Source organism: Chryseobacterium camelliae, from assembly GCF_002770595.1.
Lineage (GTDB): Bacteria > Bacteroidota > Bacteroidia > Flavobacteriales > Weeksellaceae > Chryseobacterium > Chryseobacterium camelliae.
Map to the genome: position 1 here is coordinate 4154900 of NZ_CP022986.1, position 15333 is coordinate 4170232.

Annotated in this window: 17 protein-coding genes and 1 riboswitch; of the genes, 10 read left to right on the forward strand and 7 right to left on the reverse strand. The window is 42.5% G+C overall.

The window, feature by feature from the left end; genetic code table 11:
• Positions 1–88 precede the first annotated feature (88 nt).
• Both CGB83_RS19065 and CGB83_RS19070 read left to right on the forward strand, forming a co-directional pair.
• Complete coding sequence (locus tag CGB83_RS19065) at positions 89–1054, forward strand: NAD-dependent epimerase/dehydratase family protein (protein ID WP_100077258.1); 966 nt, start codon at positions 89–91, stop codon at positions 1052–1054.
• A 155-nt stretch (positions 1055–1209) separates the two neighbouring features.
• Complete coding sequence (locus CGB83_RS19070) at positions 1210–1890, forward strand: polysaccharide deacetylase family protein (RefSeq protein ID WP_228420009.1); 681 nt, start codon at positions 1210–1212, stop codon at positions 1888–1890.
• Here the strand turns inward: CGB83_RS19070 and CGB83_RS19075 are convergent.
• From CGB83_RS19075 to CGB83_RS19085, 3 genes are all read right to left on the reverse strand, one after another.
• A complete protein-coding gene (locus tag CGB83_RS19075) occupies positions 1878–2714 on the reverse strand; it encodes a class I SAM-dependent methyltransferase (RefSeq protein ID WP_100077260.1) in 837 nt (278 codons plus the stop codon). The genes CGB83_RS19070 and CGB83_RS19075 overlap by 13 nt on opposite strands.
• Positions 2715–2738: 24 nt before the next feature.
• A complete protein-coding gene (locus CGB83_RS19080) occupies positions 2739–3944 on the reverse strand; it encodes a metallophosphoesterase (protein ID WP_100077261.1) in 1206 nt (401 codons plus the stop codon).
• A 69-nt stretch (positions 3945–4013) separates the two neighbouring features.
• A complete protein-coding gene (locus tag CGB83_RS19085; RefSeq protein WP_100077262.1) occupies positions 4014–5081 on the reverse strand; it encodes a 3-oxoacyl-ACP synthase III family protein in 1068 nt (355 codons plus the stop codon).
• A gap of 100 nt (positions 5082–5181) precedes the next feature.
• Here CGB83_RS19085 and CGB83_RS19090 point away from each other — a divergent pair, with 100 nt between their 5' ends.
• From CGB83_RS19090 to CGB83_RS19125, 8 genes are all read left to right on the forward strand, one after another.
• Complete coding sequence (locus CGB83_RS19090; protein WP_100077263.1) at positions 5182–5751, forward strand: hypothetical protein; 570 nt, start codon at positions 5182–5184, stop codon at positions 5749–5751.
• A 3-nt stretch (positions 5752–5754) separates the two neighbouring features.
• A complete protein-coding gene (gene ubiE, locus CGB83_RS19095; protein WP_100077264.1) occupies positions 5755–6486 on the forward strand; it encodes a bifunctional demethylmenaquinone methyltransferase/2-methoxy-6-polyprenyl-1,4-benzoquinol methylase UbiE in 732 nt (243 codons plus the stop codon).
• A gap of 3 nt (positions 6487–6489) precedes the next feature.
• Positions 6490–7272, forward strand: a complete 783-nt coding sequence (gene porT / locus CGB83_RS19100; RefSeq protein WP_100077265.1) for a type IX secretion/gliding motility protein PorT/SprT — start codon at positions 6490–6492, stop codon at positions 7270–7272.
• A gap of 136 nt (positions 7273–7408) precedes the next feature.
• On the forward strand, positions 7409–7711 hold the full coding sequence (locus tag CGB83_RS19105; RefSeq protein WP_100077266.1) for a hypothetical protein: 303 nt from the start codon (positions 7409–7411) through the stop codon (positions 7709–7711).
• Positions 7711–7998: a cell division protein ZapA gene (locus CGB83_RS19110; protein ID WP_100077267.1), complete on the forward strand. Its 288-nt coding sequence runs from the start codon at positions 7711–7713 to the stop codon at positions 7996–7998. Before CGB83_RS19105 ends, CGB83_RS19110 begins: the two co-directional genes overlap by 1 nt.
• Before the next feature lie 253 nt (positions 7999–8251).
• Positions 8252–9817 carry a ribonuclease Y gene (gene rny, locus CGB83_RS19115; RefSeq protein ID WP_100077268.1) on the forward strand — a complete coding sequence of 522 codons (1566 nt, stop codon included), beginning with the start codon at positions 8252–8254 and terminating at the stop codon, positions 9815–9817.
• Positions 9818–9895: 78 nt separating this feature from the next.
• Positions 9896–11137: an MFS transporter gene (locus CGB83_RS19120; RefSeq protein WP_100077269.1), complete on the forward strand. Its 1242-nt coding sequence runs from the start codon at positions 9896–9898 to the stop codon at positions 11135–11137.
• Positions 11138–11308: 171 nt separating this feature from the next.
• Entirely contained in the window at positions 11309–11500 is a 192-nt protein-coding gene (locus CGB83_RS19125) for a hypothetical protein (RefSeq protein WP_100077270.1), read from the forward strand.
• A gap of 118 nt (positions 11501–11618) precedes the next feature.
• Here CGB83_RS19125 and CGB83_RS19130 read toward each other — a convergent pair whose 3' ends face one another.
• The 4 genes from CGB83_RS19130 to CGB83_RS19145 all read right to left on the reverse strand — a co-directional run bounded on the left by CGB83_RS19130 (position 11619) and on the right by CGB83_RS19145 (position 15254).
• A complete protein-coding gene (locus CGB83_RS19130) occupies positions 11619–12890 on the reverse strand; it encodes a voltage-gated chloride channel family protein (RefSeq protein WP_228420011.1) in 1272 nt (423 codons plus the stop codon).
• Positions 12891–12953: 63 nt separating this feature from the next.
• A riboswitch (Fluoride riboswitch) is annotated at positions 12954–13027 on the reverse strand.
• Positions 13028–13046: 19 nt separating this feature from the next.
• Positions 13047–13883, reverse strand: coding sequence for a GLPGLI family protein (locus CGB83_RS19135; protein WP_100077271.1), 837 nt, complete (start codon positions 13881–13883; stop codon positions 13047–13049).
• Positions 13884–13905: 22 nt separating this feature from the next.
• Positions 13906–14718, reverse strand: a complete 813-nt coding sequence (locus CGB83_RS19140; RefSeq protein WP_228420013.1) for a sugar phosphate isomerase/epimerase family protein — start codon at positions 14716–14718, stop codon at positions 13906–13908.
• A 68-nt stretch (positions 14719–14786) separates the two neighbouring features.
• Positions 14787–15254 carry an acyl-CoA thioesterase gene (locus CGB83_RS19145; protein WP_100077273.1) on the reverse strand — a complete coding sequence of 156 codons (468 nt, stop codon included), beginning with the start codon at positions 15252–15254 and terminating at the stop codon, positions 14787–14789.
• Positions 15255–15333: the final 79 nt, after the last annotated feature.

Genomic DNA, 15333 nt, shown 5'->3' on the forward strand with positions numbered 1-15333 from the left:
GATAAAAAATATACCCGAATTTACAATTTTGTTTTTGAATAGGGGGTTAAAATCTTTATTTTTGCTTCAATCAACTAAAAAGAAAACAATGGAATCCTATACGGAAAAAATCCTGATTACCGGTGCTTTGGGCCAGATCGGCACAGAGCTTACCAACCGCCTGGTTGAAATTCACGGCGCAGACAATGTAGTAGCTTCGGGTCTTGACAAATGGCAGGAAGGCATCAGCTCGGCAGGTCATTATGAGAGACTGGATGTGACCAATACAAAATTGGTGAGGCAAGTCATCAAAGATTATGAAATCACTACGGTATACCATCTGGCATCCCTGCTGTCAGGAACTTCGGAAAAACAGCCGCTGTTCGCATGGAAACTGAACCTGGAGCCTCTTATCGATTTTTGTGAAATGGCGAAGGAAGGGCTTATCAAAAAGATTTTCTGGCCAAGCTCTATTGCGGTCTTCGGGAAAGGGATTCCAAAAGAAAATGTGGGGCAGGAGGTAGTGCTGAATCCTACCACCGTATATGGGATCTCCAAAATGGCAGGGGAGAAGTGGTGCGAATATTACTTCGATAAATACGGCGTAGACGTTAGAAGCATCAGGTATCCCGGATTGATCTCCTGGAAGACTCCGGCAGGCGGCGGGACTACGGATTATGCTGTGGAAATTTTTTATAAAGCCATAGAGGACGGAAAATACACCAGCTTTATTTCTGAAGATACCGCCATGCCGATGCTGTATATGGATGATGCTATTGAAGCTACCCTGAAATTGATGGATGCTCCTAAGGAGAGCCTGACGGTCCGTTCATCGTACAACCTGGGCGGAATGTCTTTCACCCCCAAACAGCTGGCTGAAGAAATCAGGAAAGAAATCCCGGGATTTGAGATCAGCTATGAGCCCGATTTTAGACAGGCCATTGCAGATTCCTGGCCGGCATCCATTGATGATTCCACGGCAAAAAACGACTGGAAACTTTCTTACAATTTCGGAATTTCCGAAATGACTCAGGACATGATTAAAAATCTAAGAATAAAATTAGGTAAAAATTAATGCTTTAATTTTAACTTTAAATAAGAGTATTTTTAACATCTGATTTTTAATATATTATAATAATTATCTAGAATTATATTTAAATGGTATTATTGACTTTTAATATTGTTACTATTGAAGCCTCCTGTCAAAATGGGAATGAAATCTCTGATGAAATGAGGTTGAATATAACTATAGATAATACCAAAGCCATACTCAGGATTTTAGATCTTCATGATGTAAAAGCCAGTTTCTTTATTGAGATTTCCATCACAGGAAAACTTAAAAATCTTATCAAAGCAATTTCATCCCAAGGGCATGAAATTGCTTTTTATAATAAGAATTCTACCATCGAAAATATTGAGGAAACTAAAAAAGAAACGGAATATTTCCTGGAGAAACAGATCAGGGGCATCCGTCAGAAAGACGTGCTGATCCCTTCAGAAGACCTGAAGATGATCGGGTTTAATTATATATCGCGGATCGATCATGCCCATGTGCTTTTTCCTTTCAAGCGGTTAAAGACTACCACAAAGATTACAGAAGAAGACGGATTGAGCATCATTCCCGAAAGTATTTCTCCCTACAGCCAATTGCCTTATAATGATTTTATTTTCCAGTTCCTGCCGGTGAAATACTATCAGAATATGGTCTTTGAAACCCTTAAAAACGACGATTTTGTACTCATCTATCTGGAGTCCTGGCAGTTTACGGACCTGAATAAACACCGCTTTTCTGTCCCCTTCTACAGGCGGCTGAATGCAGGCAAAAAAATGGAGGACAAACTGGATGCCCTCCTTAACTGGATCAATGAAAAAGAACTGGCTACTTCCCGTGTCAAGGATTATATTTTCTGATCTTTTTCTTCATTCATGCAAACCGCCAGAAGATCGGTTGAGTATTGCATATCTTTCTGAAATAGGATAACATCACTGGAATACCCCGAACTGAAGTCATTCTGAGCAATATTTCCTGTAGCAGGTGCATTTCCTGATTTTAATTTTTTCAGGTAATCAAATGCCTTCTTTTGCAGTTTTAACAGGAAAACACGTAATGGATAAGGATATACCGATAATGTCGAAGGAAGTACCATTAGCCGTTCCTTTCTGGTCCGTTTAATTTCTTCAAGGACCAGGTCTGAATCTGACCCGATTTTTAAAATTTCCACTTTGTCAAAGTGCCGTTCAAGCAGGTTTGTAAGGCTTTCCGGGCTGTATTCTTTCAGATGGAAAATATTCCAGGGCTGCTGGTATCTGAATAGCCGGTGTTTCTTATCCGGAGTGGAGATCATTAACATTCCGCCAGGATTCAAAAGCTTTTTTAATGTTGATGCATACGCCTGGTCATCCGGAACATGTTCTATGACCTGAAACGAAGTAATGACATCGAATTTTTCGTTTCCCAATTCGGCAATCGTCATAAAGCTCAGGTTAGGGGACAGGTATTCCTTCCTGGCAAAATCAACCGCCTCCCTGCTGATATCCACGCCTGTAACGCTTTTTGCCTTCAGGGAAAGCATGTGGGAACCGTAACCTGAGCCACAGCCAAAATCGAGCACTTTTTTACCTGCTGCAAATTTTTCAGCATATTCATAAGTAGCAATATGCATCAGGTGCAGGTACAGTTCAGATTTGTTTTTAAAGCTGCCGTTCACGATATGTCTTTCGCCGGTATCTTTCATAGATCTACTTTCTTAAATATTTAATCAGGATAGTTCAAAAAGCGTTATTTCAGGTAAAACACCCACTCTTCCAGGGTAACCCAGCACGCCGAAACCGCGGTTCACATACAGCATTTTGCCCTCGCTTTCGTATAGGTCAGCCCATTTCGGATAGCGGTACTGCACAGGCGACCATTTGATGTTTTTAAGATCAAGCCCGAACTGCATGCCGTGTGTATGGCCGGAAAGCGTCAGCTGGACATTTCCCGGATGTTTTTTAACCACATAATCAAAATGGGTAGGGTCATGGCTCATCAGGATTTTAGCAGCGGATTCCGGGACGTTTTTAAGGGCTTTATCAAGATCCCCGAACTGAGGGAACGGTTTGAGGCCCCAGTTGTCTACCCCAAGGATATACAGCTGTTCGCCGTTCTTCTCAATGATCCTGTGCTCGTTACGCAGCATTTCAAAGCCGGCTTCTTTTTCATATCCGATCAGGGTTTCCAGGTTTTTCCTTTTTGCATCCAGGGAATTCCAGGTAACGTAGTCTGCATAATCATGGTTTCCCAGCACGGCAAATTTACCGTCGTTTGCGTTGATCGTTGAAAACAGGGGGATGAACGGCTTGAATTCCTCTGCCACATTGTTCACCATATCCCCGGTAAACAGCACCAGATCAGGTTTTTGCTCATTGATCAGGTGGATGGCATGTTCAAGCTTTGAAGGGTCGGAGAAGCTTCCGCTGTGGACATCCGAAATCTGAACGATCTTGTATCCCCTGAAACTTTCGGGCAGGTTTTTTATTTTGACCTTTACTCTTCTTACTTTATGCCGGTATTTCCCGAAGGTGATCCCGTCGATGAACAATGCCGAAAGCACACCACCGAGACCCAGCCCTAAAAGGCTTAAAAACTTCCTTCTTTCCGGGAAAAGATGCTCATCCGGCTTTGCAAGGCCGATGAGATAGGTTCCGGTACGGAAGATATCATCGATCAGCAGGAATAAGACAATGAATATTTTAGGCAGGATCGCCACCAGGAACAGCGACATCATCAGATGGATTCTGAAAGGGTTTCTTTCCGAACGCTGGAAATGAGTGATCTCGTACGCAAACACGCCGTAGATGGCCAGAGAGATAATCCAGTACCCGAGCCTCAGCCAGAAGTTGTCCGTAAGGGTCCTTACTGCCTGGTAAACATAGATTTCCAGGACCAGGAAAATTGCTGCTATAAGTAAAAAATTCTTTTGCATAGGGTGGTTTAAAAAAGCACAAAGAATAACTTCCCTGTGCTTCTGAATTTATTAATATTAAATTATGGCTTAAGGAAATCGGTAAACAATAGCATTGATGTTCATTCCGGCTCCCACCGAAGTCATCACTATGTTGCCTTTATCTTTAAACGATTGACCCTCCATTTTTCCTTTAACGATAAGATCGAACATGGTAGGAATGGTGGCCACGGATGAATTTCCGAACTCCTGGATCGTCATCGGGGAGATGCTGTGGTCGTAATCTTTGATTTCATACAGCTTATGAAGCCTTTCGATCATCGCATAGTCCATTTTGGCATTCGCCTGGTGGATCAGGATCTTGTTAATATCCGTGATGGAAAGTCCTGCATCGTCAATGGTTTCTTTAATGGCTACGGGAACATTTTTAAGCGCGTACTCATAAATTTTTCTTCCCTGCATTCTTACGAAGAGTCTGGTCTGGTCGGATTCTTTATTGATGGAAGGTCCGTTCGCCAGGTAATCCAGCTCGGGCCCGTTATCACAGATCGTATTATGAGCAATGATTCCCACATTTTCCTGCTCGGTAGCCTGAACCACAACAGCACCTGCGCCGTCGGCAAAAATCATCCTGTTCCTGTCATAAGGATCGGTTACACGACTTAATGTTTCGCCACCGATAACAAGGATGGTTTTAGCGGTTTTGGCTTTGATCAGGGTGTCGGCAAGGATTATGGCTTCCACCCATCCCGGACATCCGAAAAGCATATCATACGTAACGCATTTTCTGTTCCGGATTCCAAGTTTGTTTTTAACTCTTGCAGCCATGGTCGGCATGAAATCGGCATACCCGTGAGGTGTAACTTCTCCGAAATTGCTGGCATAAATAATATAATCCAGCTCTTCACCGTCGATGTTGGCATCTTCAAGCGCTTTTTTGGCCGCTTCGTAACCGATTTGCGAATTCGAAAGATCATCTTCTATGAATCTGCGGTTTTCGATTTCCGTAATTTCTACAAATTTCCCGATAGTTTCTGCAGCAGGTTTGTCAATCTTTATTCCGTCTTCCGTGTAAAACTCTGAATCTAGAAAGAAATCTCTACCAATAATTCGGCTGGGAATGTAAGACCCGGAACCAATGATGATCGTATTCGGCATTCGTTAATATGTTTTTTTTAAAAATGCAAAGTTAATAATTAATCTTAATAAGAAAGAATTAAAAATATTATTAAATTTGCAAAAATGTACTTTACCCCTTATGAAAAATAACGCATCCCTGAAAGGTTTATTAGTTGCAGTTGTGGCGTTTATGGTTGCTTTTGGGATCTACTACTTTTTTCTGGCAAAAAGAAACTACTACGTTATCGATAACCCTACTTCCGGTACTTTTTACTTCAAGATCAACAATGGCTCGGAAGGGATTATTTCCGGCGGGCAGACGGTTCCCGTAGATCTGGACAAAGGCAAAAATTCTATCAAAGTATTTGACCAAAACAAAAGACTCCTGTACGATTCTGCTTTTGAAGTGAACAAGATCCGTGGCCTTTTGAATATCGCACATCAGGATTATTATATCAATACCCAATATTATGGGTACAACCTTAAGAAAGATTCATTACTTTTGGAGCTCGATAAAACGATGATCGACGGAAAACCTTACCTGGGAGCGCCTAAACGCTTCACTAAGCTCTATACCGACGATTTCTACTACAATGTGGATGAAGACTATGACAAGCTCATTAAAAACATCCAGAAAGTGGAATCCAGATCGAAAATTTTCAGGAAGCAGGATTTCCTCAATTATTATAAAGAATACTATAAGTTTTAAGTTTTGGCAAAAGATATCAATCAAGTAACGCCCTACAATTCTGAGGCTACCAAAAAGAGCCAGGTAGAGGATATGTTCGACAATATTGCACCTAAATATGATCTTCTGAATCATGTTTTATCCATGAAAATTGACGTTTTATGGAGGAATATCCTGGTGAAATGGATGAAAAAAGATGAACCCCGCGAAGTGCTGGATGTGGCTACAGGAACGGGTGATCTGGCCATTGCGGTTCAGAAGGGAACACAGGCCAGAGTAGTTGGTTTGGATTTATCGCAACAAATGTTAAATGTTGGCGTTATTAAAATAAAAAAACTTAATTTAGACGGCAAAATTTCAATGCAAAAGGGCGATGCGGAAAATCTTTCATTTGAAGACAACCGCTTTGACGCAGTATCCGTTGCATTCGGAGTAAGGAATTTTGAAAATCTTACCAAAGGTTTAGCAGAGCTAAGAAGGGTTGTGAAGGATAACAAGAGTGTGTATATACTGGAGTTTTCAAAGGTTGAGGGTTTTATGGGGCCACTGTATATGTTTTATTTTAAAAATATCCTGCCGGCCATCGGCAGACTGGTGTCTAAGGACAACAGGGCATACACATACCTCCCGGATTCTGTAAATGCTTTTCCGTATGGGGAGAAAATGAAGCAGATTCTTTTAGATACAGGATTTAAAAAAGTTGAATATAAAAAACTAAGTTTAGGTATAGCCACAATTTATAAAGCAACAAAGTAACCTATGAATAAATTTCTATTAAAAGCACTGGTTTTAGCCTCAGTAAATGTTGCCGTGTTATCCAACGCGCAATTCAGAACCCGAAACAGAATGGACAAACTGGAAGAGTTTGATCAGCAGACATTCAGCTGGGGGTTCTACTTAAACGGCAACAGGCTGGATTACCGCATCGTCCTCAACCCGAGATACGGTATGAATGGCAATCAGAATCTTGTGACCTCTAAAGAAAGTTATAGCTTCGGCGCCGGATTGATCGGTAAATGGAGGCTGAACGACTATTTGGATCTCAGACTGGAGCCGGGCTTGCAATTTGCTCAAAGGCAGCTTACTTTCAATACCCAATCCAATGACATCTATGCCAACGGAAGCTTAACGAATGCTCCTTTTACCCCGATTCCGTTAACGGAGAAAGACCGGGTAAGGGATGTAAAATCAACTCTGGTGGATATTCCGGTATTGCTGGAGCTTCACGGTGACCGGTGGTACAATTCCAGGCCTTATGTGGCAGCCGGGGTCAACTATATCGTTAACCTGCAGTCCAATTCAGACTCTACGGATGATAACCGTCAGCAGGTATTCAGGTCTACCACCCATAATTTCGCATGGTCTGCGGAAATGGGGGTCCAGTTCTACTTCAATAAATTTAAGCTTACACCTGCCATCAGGGGAACCTTTATCATGAACAATGAGATTGTGGCAGATAACGCTACGACACCGCCATACTGGACGGCTGCTATGTCTACGTTGCAGACCAGGGCAGTAATGTTCGTGTTGAAATTCGAATAAAGACAAAAATAGAAATATACGGGAAGGATGCACGTTTGTGCATCCTTTTTTCGTGCGATTCCAAAATATAGGGAGTTTTATTTTTGTTAGTGTTAATATTTTTTTATTTTTGCTACTAGTTAGAATAAAACCTGAAATGCTTCAAGACTTAGAAAACAATTTTTCAGAGCTGGAAAAAAAGATTGCGGGCCTGCAGAAAAGCCACAGAAATCTTACCGAAAAATTTTCAGAGCTGAATACGGAGCATGAAGAGCTGAAGAAGAGATACGATGAGGAACGGAAAAGAAATCAGGTATTAGCAGAAGAACAAAAACATATAAAACTTTATTCAGCGATATCAGGAAACCCTGAACACAACAGGCTAATGAAAAACCACATTAACCGATTGGTGAAGGAGATTGATTTCTGTATTGCTCAGCTTCAAAACAGTGGATTGTAATGGAAGTAAGAAGAATTACCATTAATATCGCCGGAAGGGTATATCCGCTGAATGTTCCCGCAGCAGAAGAAGAAACGCTGCGTAAAGTGGGGAAGCAGATTGAAAATATGATCAAAGATTTTGAACAGAATTTTGATGTAAGAGACAAACAGGATGCCCTGGCCATGTGTGCCCTTAAGCTGGGAACCAATGCCGAAGTGGTATCTGCGAACTATGATAAGACCGTACATTCTGCCAGCGAAAGATTAGCAAAAATTGCACAATCGTTGAACGAAGTAAAGGAATAATATAAGAGGGAATAGATTTTTTTCCCCGGAAAGACTGCCTACAATAATTCTAACACATTAAAGGTAAACTCAACGCTAAACAATTACCGGACAAATGTTCATGGAATGGCGTGCCGGATCCGTCCGGATTACAGACCATGAAAATCAGTTCAAATCGTGTTGATTAGGAGTTTACTCTCAATCTCTGGATTATTGTGGGCTTTTTTTATGTACAAAAACAGGATATAAAGACAATTAAAACTTAATATACATTATGATAGAATTTATAATCGGCGCTATTTGCCTGGTAATCGGTGCAGTTGCAGGGATCCTATTCTCTAAAAGCTCACTTAATACTAAAGGGAAATTCATTATTGACGATGCCAAGAAAAATGCCGAAAATCTTATAGAAAAAGCCAATGTACAGGCGGAATCCATAAAGAAAGAGAAAAACCTTCAGGCTAAGGAAAAATTCCTGGAGCTGAAATCACAGCATGATGCTGATATCCAGGCCCGAGAAAAGAAAATGCAGGAAGTTGAAAAAAGGATCAAAGACAAGGAGCATAAACTTAATGATGACCTCAGTAAGGTAGGAAAGCTTGAAAAAGACCTTGACAAACAGATTGCAGACTATGCCAAGAAGAATGAGATCTTAGAAAAGAAACAGCACGACCTGGATACGGCTACCGCTAAAAAAGTGGAAATCCTGGAAAAAATCGCCAACTATACTGCCGAGGAAGCCAAAGCAGAACTGGTAGAGACCATGAAGGCTGAAGCCAAAACCAGAGCACAGGCACACGTTCAGAGCATCATGGAAGAAGCCCAGCTGAATGCTAAAAGCGAAGCCAGAAAGATCGTTATCCAGACCATCCAGAGGATCGGAACCGAGCAGGCTATTGAAAACTCCGTCTCCGTATTCAATATAGAATCCGATGAGGTGAAAGGAAGAATCATTGGTAGGGAAGGTAGAAATATCCGTGCCCTTGAAGCTGTTACCGGCGTTGAAATCATTGTTGACGATACTCCGGAAGCCATCCTTCTTTCATGCTTTGACCCTGTAAGAAGGGAAATCGCAAGATTATCCCTCCACAGGCTGGTAACAGACGGAAGAATCCACCCGGCAAGAATTGAGGAAGTCGTGGAAAAGACAAGGAAACAGATCGAAGAGGAAATCATTGAAGTAGGAAAGAGGACTATCATCGACCTGGGTATCCACGGATTGCACCCTGAGCTGATCAAGATCATCGGTAGAATGAAATACCGTTCCTCATATGGACAGAACCTGTTGCAGCACTCCAGGGAAGTAGCGAATATCGCTGCTACGATGGCTGCTGAATTAGGACTGAATGTAAAACTGGCGAAAAGAGCAGGCCTTTTACACGATATCGGTAAAGTTCCTGAACAGGAGTCTGAACTTCCTCACGCATTACTCGGTATGCAGTGGGCTGAAAAATACGGGGAGAATCCTGAGGTGGTAAATGCCATCGGAGCCCACCACGATGAGATCGAAATGAAGTCGTTACTATCTCCGATCATCCAGGTAGCCGATGCGATTTCAGGGGCAAGGCCGGGCGCAAGACGTCAGGTGCTTGAATCTTATATCCAGAGGCTGAAAGACCTGGAATCTGCTGCATTGAGCTTCGACGGAGTATCCAGTGCGTACGCGATCCAGGCGGGTAGAGAACTTAGGGTAATGGTAGAAAGCGGAAAAGTAAATGATGAAGTCGCTTCCCAGCTTTCCTATGATATTTCCGAAAAGATCCAGAATGAGCTTACCTATCCGGGACAGGTTAAAGTAACCGTAATCCGGGAGACCAGAGCCGTGAATATTGCGAGATAATCAGAAGAAAAAGATATTTGACAAAAACCTTTCAGGAAACTGGAAGGTTTTTTATTTTTATCCAAATTAAAACGCAACATGCAGGAACTTTCTTTATCGTCAAAGATCAAACACATACTTTCCATTCCCGTGATCATTTCTGCTTTAGGGTACTTTGTAGACATTTATGACCTTTTGCTGTTCGGCATTGTACGGATCCCAAGTCTCAAAGACCTCGGACTGAACCCGGATACTGACGGAACCTTTATCCTGAACTGCCAGATGGCCGGCCTGCTGATCGGTGGGATATTTTGGGGTATTTTCGGTGATAAAAAAGGACGGCTCTCCGTTCTTTTCGGGTCTATCCTCGTGTATTCGCTGGCTAATATTGCCTGCGGATTCCTGCCCTATTTTCCTAAAACCCACCTGGAGTACCAATATGCAGCTTTAAGGTTTATTGCAGGTATCGGGCTGGCCGGAGAACTGGGAGCGGGCATTACCCTGGTTTCCGAAAGCCTGCCGAAGAATCTTAGGGCAATAGGGACTTCCGTGGTTGCCGGTTTCGGGTTGATGGGAGCGGTAGTTGCCCAACTGACGGTAGAACTGGCCGGCGGATGGAATATTTCCTATATCATTGGCGGTGTTCTGGGTATTGCACTCCTTTTTCTGAGGATCAGTGTTTCAGAATCCGGGATTTACAAAACAATGGAGCATAAGGCTGTTTCAAAAGGCAATTTCCTCTCTTTCTTTACCCATAAAGACCGGTTCATACGGTATCTGAAATGCATCGCCGTGGGATTGCCTACGTGGTACTGCATCGGCATCCTGGCCGTTCTGGCGAATCAGTTTGCTCCTGAGCTGGGAATCAGGGATATCAGCCCTGGTAAGGCTATTATGTGGGCTTACGTAGGTATTTCAGTAGGGGATCTGCTGAGCGGTTTTATTTCCCACGCACTGAAGTCCCGGAAAATGGCCATTTTTTATATGCTGGCTTTTACCGTTGTGGGGGTGGCCAGCATGCTGTTCGGCCATACGGATTCCGAGACCAAATATTATCTGTTCTGCGTTTGGCTCGGCCTGGGAACAGGCTATTGGGCTATGTTTGTAACGCTTGCGGCAGAGCAGTTCGGAACCAACATCAGGAATACGGCAACCACGACTGTCCCGAATATGGTCAGGGGACTTGTTCCGGTCATGATTTTTGCTTTTGATTTTTTTAAGAAAGATTTCTCCGTGGTAATCAGTGCTGCGATTGTAGGGGTGATTGTATTCGGGCTTGCCTTTTATTCTTCCTTTACCATATCGGAAACCCACAATAAGGATCTTGATTTTACAGAATAATTACAGGTGTTTAAGAAATATTTATGAAGGTTTCTGCGTTATAAGATTAATAAGTCAGTCATAATAAATAATTTATAAAAATACTATTAAATTATGCTGTGAATAATTAATATTTGTTTAACTTTGAAGCATACCAAACAATTTGTTTAATCTATAAAAATCCAAAATCACATGTCAAACAACATTTTCAAAAACGCAAAAAAATTAGGGAAGTCTGATCTTAGAAACATCACAGGGGGAATCAGCGGAAACCCGGATCTCAGCCAGTGTAAATGCAGCTGTTCAGGTGCCGTTACAGGTCCTGCTTATTGCGTGAAGTATATCGGATGTCCGCAGGTATATACCTGCAACGACCAGGTATAATGCTGAGGATCTTAAATTAAAAAACATTTCCACATTTAATACGCAGAAGCCTTCCGGATTTCCGGGAGGCTTTTGTACTTATTGCATAACCTTGCCAGGGTTCAAAACCCTGACAAGGTTACAGGTCAGAAAAGCTTTTGTCACGGTCGTTGCGGTACCGGCTGTTTTTTTCTGAACCGATTTTCTGCTGGGAATAAATGCTGTTGTGCCCGGAAAAGAGATAGGAAACCACACAGGCAATGGCAACATAGATGCCGCATTCGGCGCCGAAGAGTTCAATACCCATCAGGATGCAGGCCAGAGGCGTATTGGTCGCTCCTGCAAATACGGCCACAAAACCCATTCCGGCAAGTAATCCGAACGGGAGCGGAATGAAAAGGGATAAGGCGCTGCCCAATGCTGCGCCTATGAAGAACAGCGGGGTAACTTCCCCGCCTTTAAAACCTGCGGCAAGAGTGATGATGGTAAAAGCCATTTTTAAGGCAAAATCATACATCGGAAGACGGTGTTGAAATGATTCCGTGATGACCGGAATTCCGAGGCCTATATAACGTGTTGTTCCCAATGCAAAAACAGCCAAAGCAACTATAATTCCTCCGATGAACGGACGAAGCGGCGGAAATGCTATCCTTGCTCTTAACACCGCGCCCGTTTTATGGAGCAGCTTACTGAATGCTGCTGCGCAGATCCCGAAGACCATTCCCGCGATAATGCTGTATATTACCGGTAAAAAATCAGGAGCAGGGATTTTTCCGATGTGGTAATGGGTATGCTTTGCTCCCCAGAGATCCGTCATGAGGCTGGCCAGGACTGCGGAAACAAAAACCGGAAAGATAGCATGGTACCGGATTTTCCCGATGAACAGTATTTCCAGGGCAAAAACGGCTCCGGCCAGTGGCGTCCCGAATACAGACCCGAAACCGGCCGCGATGGCTGCCATCAGCAGTGTTTTTCTGTCATCACGGTTAAGGCTGAAAGGTCTGGAAAGCTGATCCGAAATGGCTCCTGCCATCTGAAGCGCCGTTCCTTCACGCCCAGCCGAACCCCCGAAAAAGTGTGTCATCACGGTGCCCAGGTAAACGAAAGGTGCCATTCTGAACGGAATCGTTTTTGCGGGATCATTAATGGTATTCAGCAGAAGGTTATTCCCGGCTTCCACCTCCTTGCCCCAGTAATGGTATAAAAGCCCAACAGCCATACCTGCAACAGGTAAAAGCCCGATAAGCCAGAGATGGTTTTCCCTGAAATCCGTAGCCCATTGAAGGGAAATGAGAAAACCTGCGGAAGCGGTCCCTACCAATGCTCCGATGACTAAGCTGATGCACAGCCATTTCAGCACATAAGGCAATGCCGGATATTTCCTGAAGAAAAACCTGATGTTAAATAACACTATTCCGATATAATTTCGATGACGTACAGACATAGTTTCCTGATTCAATTACGGTTAATAATCTATTAATCAGGCGTCATCAGTCCCGTATGAAACGGGGCGGTTGGGTAAGGAAGAACACCATTTCCTTTTGTAAGGCAAAGATAAAAATAATTTTTAGTTTTTATAATGCATCGCCTTGTCAATCTCAACAGGGTTATTGTATTTTTTGATGATCTCCTGCATGCTTTTAACCTGAGCATTCAGTTCATCGATAGTAGAAACCTCTTTTGCGTTGATATTGATGTGCAAAGTGTCATTCTTAGTGAAGTTTGTTCTTTCAAATGAAAAAGGATCATCAAAAAATTCTGTTAAAAGCTTTTGCCTCTGTTTTTCATTAATATAAATTGCTTTATTCCCAAAATTGGATTCAAGAAAGTCCTCGGTATGAAATGTGTCCGATAATTCCCGGCTTTTAATAAGGTTGTAAATAAAATTTTTCTTTGTATCGTAAATTTCGAAAACCAGGCCCGGAAGTCCGGAAAATTTGAAAGGTCCTTCATTAAAGGGAATCTCCTTGCTAAACCAGGCTATCCAATTTCTTCCTCCAAATGTTGCAGTCGCCTTTTGCAGCGTATATGGCTGGACCTGTCGGGTTTCGCCGGAGATCTTCCAGTTTATTTTGTCGGTAGTTTTAAAGGAATAATATCCAAATTTAATATTGATAAAATTTTCGTTTTCACTGGTATTTGTTTTCCTTTTTACCACTTGCCCGGTCATGTCAATATGCCTGTTATCAATATTTCCGAACTTTTTATTGAGGGAATCGTTAACCAAAAGGTCTCTTCCATAAAATTTCATCTCTCTCGAATTGATATCCAGAATCATGTTGTATTTCTGATAATCTGCGTCGGTAGAATCCATTTTACACTGAAGCTCATAGATAAACCGATGCGTTTGTGAATTCAGTACGCTGATAATCAATATGAAAAAGAGTATTGGAATTTTTTTCATGGTTCATCTTTTTGATCGGATTTTATTTAAAATAAGGATGTTCAGAAATATATTTTTTACTTATTTTAATGCTGTCAAACATGTCCTTATCACTCGAATCCTGCTCCAAAAACCAATACTGAAGACCTGCTTTTTCCCGGGCTTTAAAAATTCTCTCAAAATCGATGGTTCCGTTTCCGATTTCTGCAAAATCTTTTGAGCCGGCTTTCATGTCTTTTACATGCCACAGCGGAAATCTTTTCGGATATTTTTCGAAATAAGACAACGGGTCAATTCCTGCTTTTGCCATCCAGTACAGGTCAAGCTCCATTTTTACCAGTTCCGAGGAAGAGCAATTTAAGATAAAATCATATACAGTGCCCGATTCATCAAGCTTTTCAAATTCAAAATCATGGTTGTGATACGCCATCTGCATTCCGGCTTTCCGGACAGTAGTTCCTGCAGTATTGAGAAGGTCGGGCAATTTACGGTAATTCTCAGGTGTCCTTTCTTCCGGGAAAATATACGAGCAGACCATATATTCTGCACCCATATTCTGCATATCTTCCACTGTTTTTTCCCAGCCGTGGAGCAATGTCCCAGGATCAGGATGCGCGATTCCTGTGGTGTGGTGCGAACTGACTACGCGCTGGCCGGTATTCTTCAGGATGGATCTGAACTCATTCGCGGTCCGGCCGAAAAATGTCCCGTTATAACCATAGATTTCCAGGTCTGTAAAACCCATTTCAGCGAGTTTTTCCAAAGCTTTTTCCGGGTCGGCAGAAAGTGCTTCTCGTACCGTATACAACTGGATGCCCAATGTTCTGTTCTGGTGGTGGTTCTTTTTATGTGTCATTCCGCAGGAGTATAATCCTAAGAGCCCAAATGATGAAAGTCTGATGAAATCTTTTCTTTGCATGTGTATTACAGGAACGGTTTCATTTCATTTTCGATCTGGCTCCTCAGTTCCATCAGGCGTTTGGCATACTGTTCAAGCTGCTTTTCCTCATCGGTTTCGGGTGTCCATTTGGGAACCGGAAGCTTTTTACCATTCTCGTCTACGGCAACAAACACAATAATGCAGTGGGTTTTCTTTTCGAAATCCGGCTGCTTCAGGTTTCTGGAATAGACGTTGATGGCAATATGCATGCTCGACGTCCCGGTGTAAATGACCTGGGCATCTACTTTGACCACTTCACCGATCTTGATGGGATCATAAAAACGGATTCCTCCCACATAGACTGTAACGGAATAATTCCCGCTCCAGGTCGTGGCACAGGCATAGCCGGCTTGGTCGATCCATTTCATGACGCTTCCGCCGTGTACATTGCCTCCGTAGTTGACATCCGAAGGCTCGGAAATAAACTGAAAGGTGATAGGTTTATTCTGCATGCTGAAAAATTTCGAATAAAGATATTTAATAATTTCCGGAATTTTAGATTAAATCCTACTTTTGACCTTTGAAACTCCT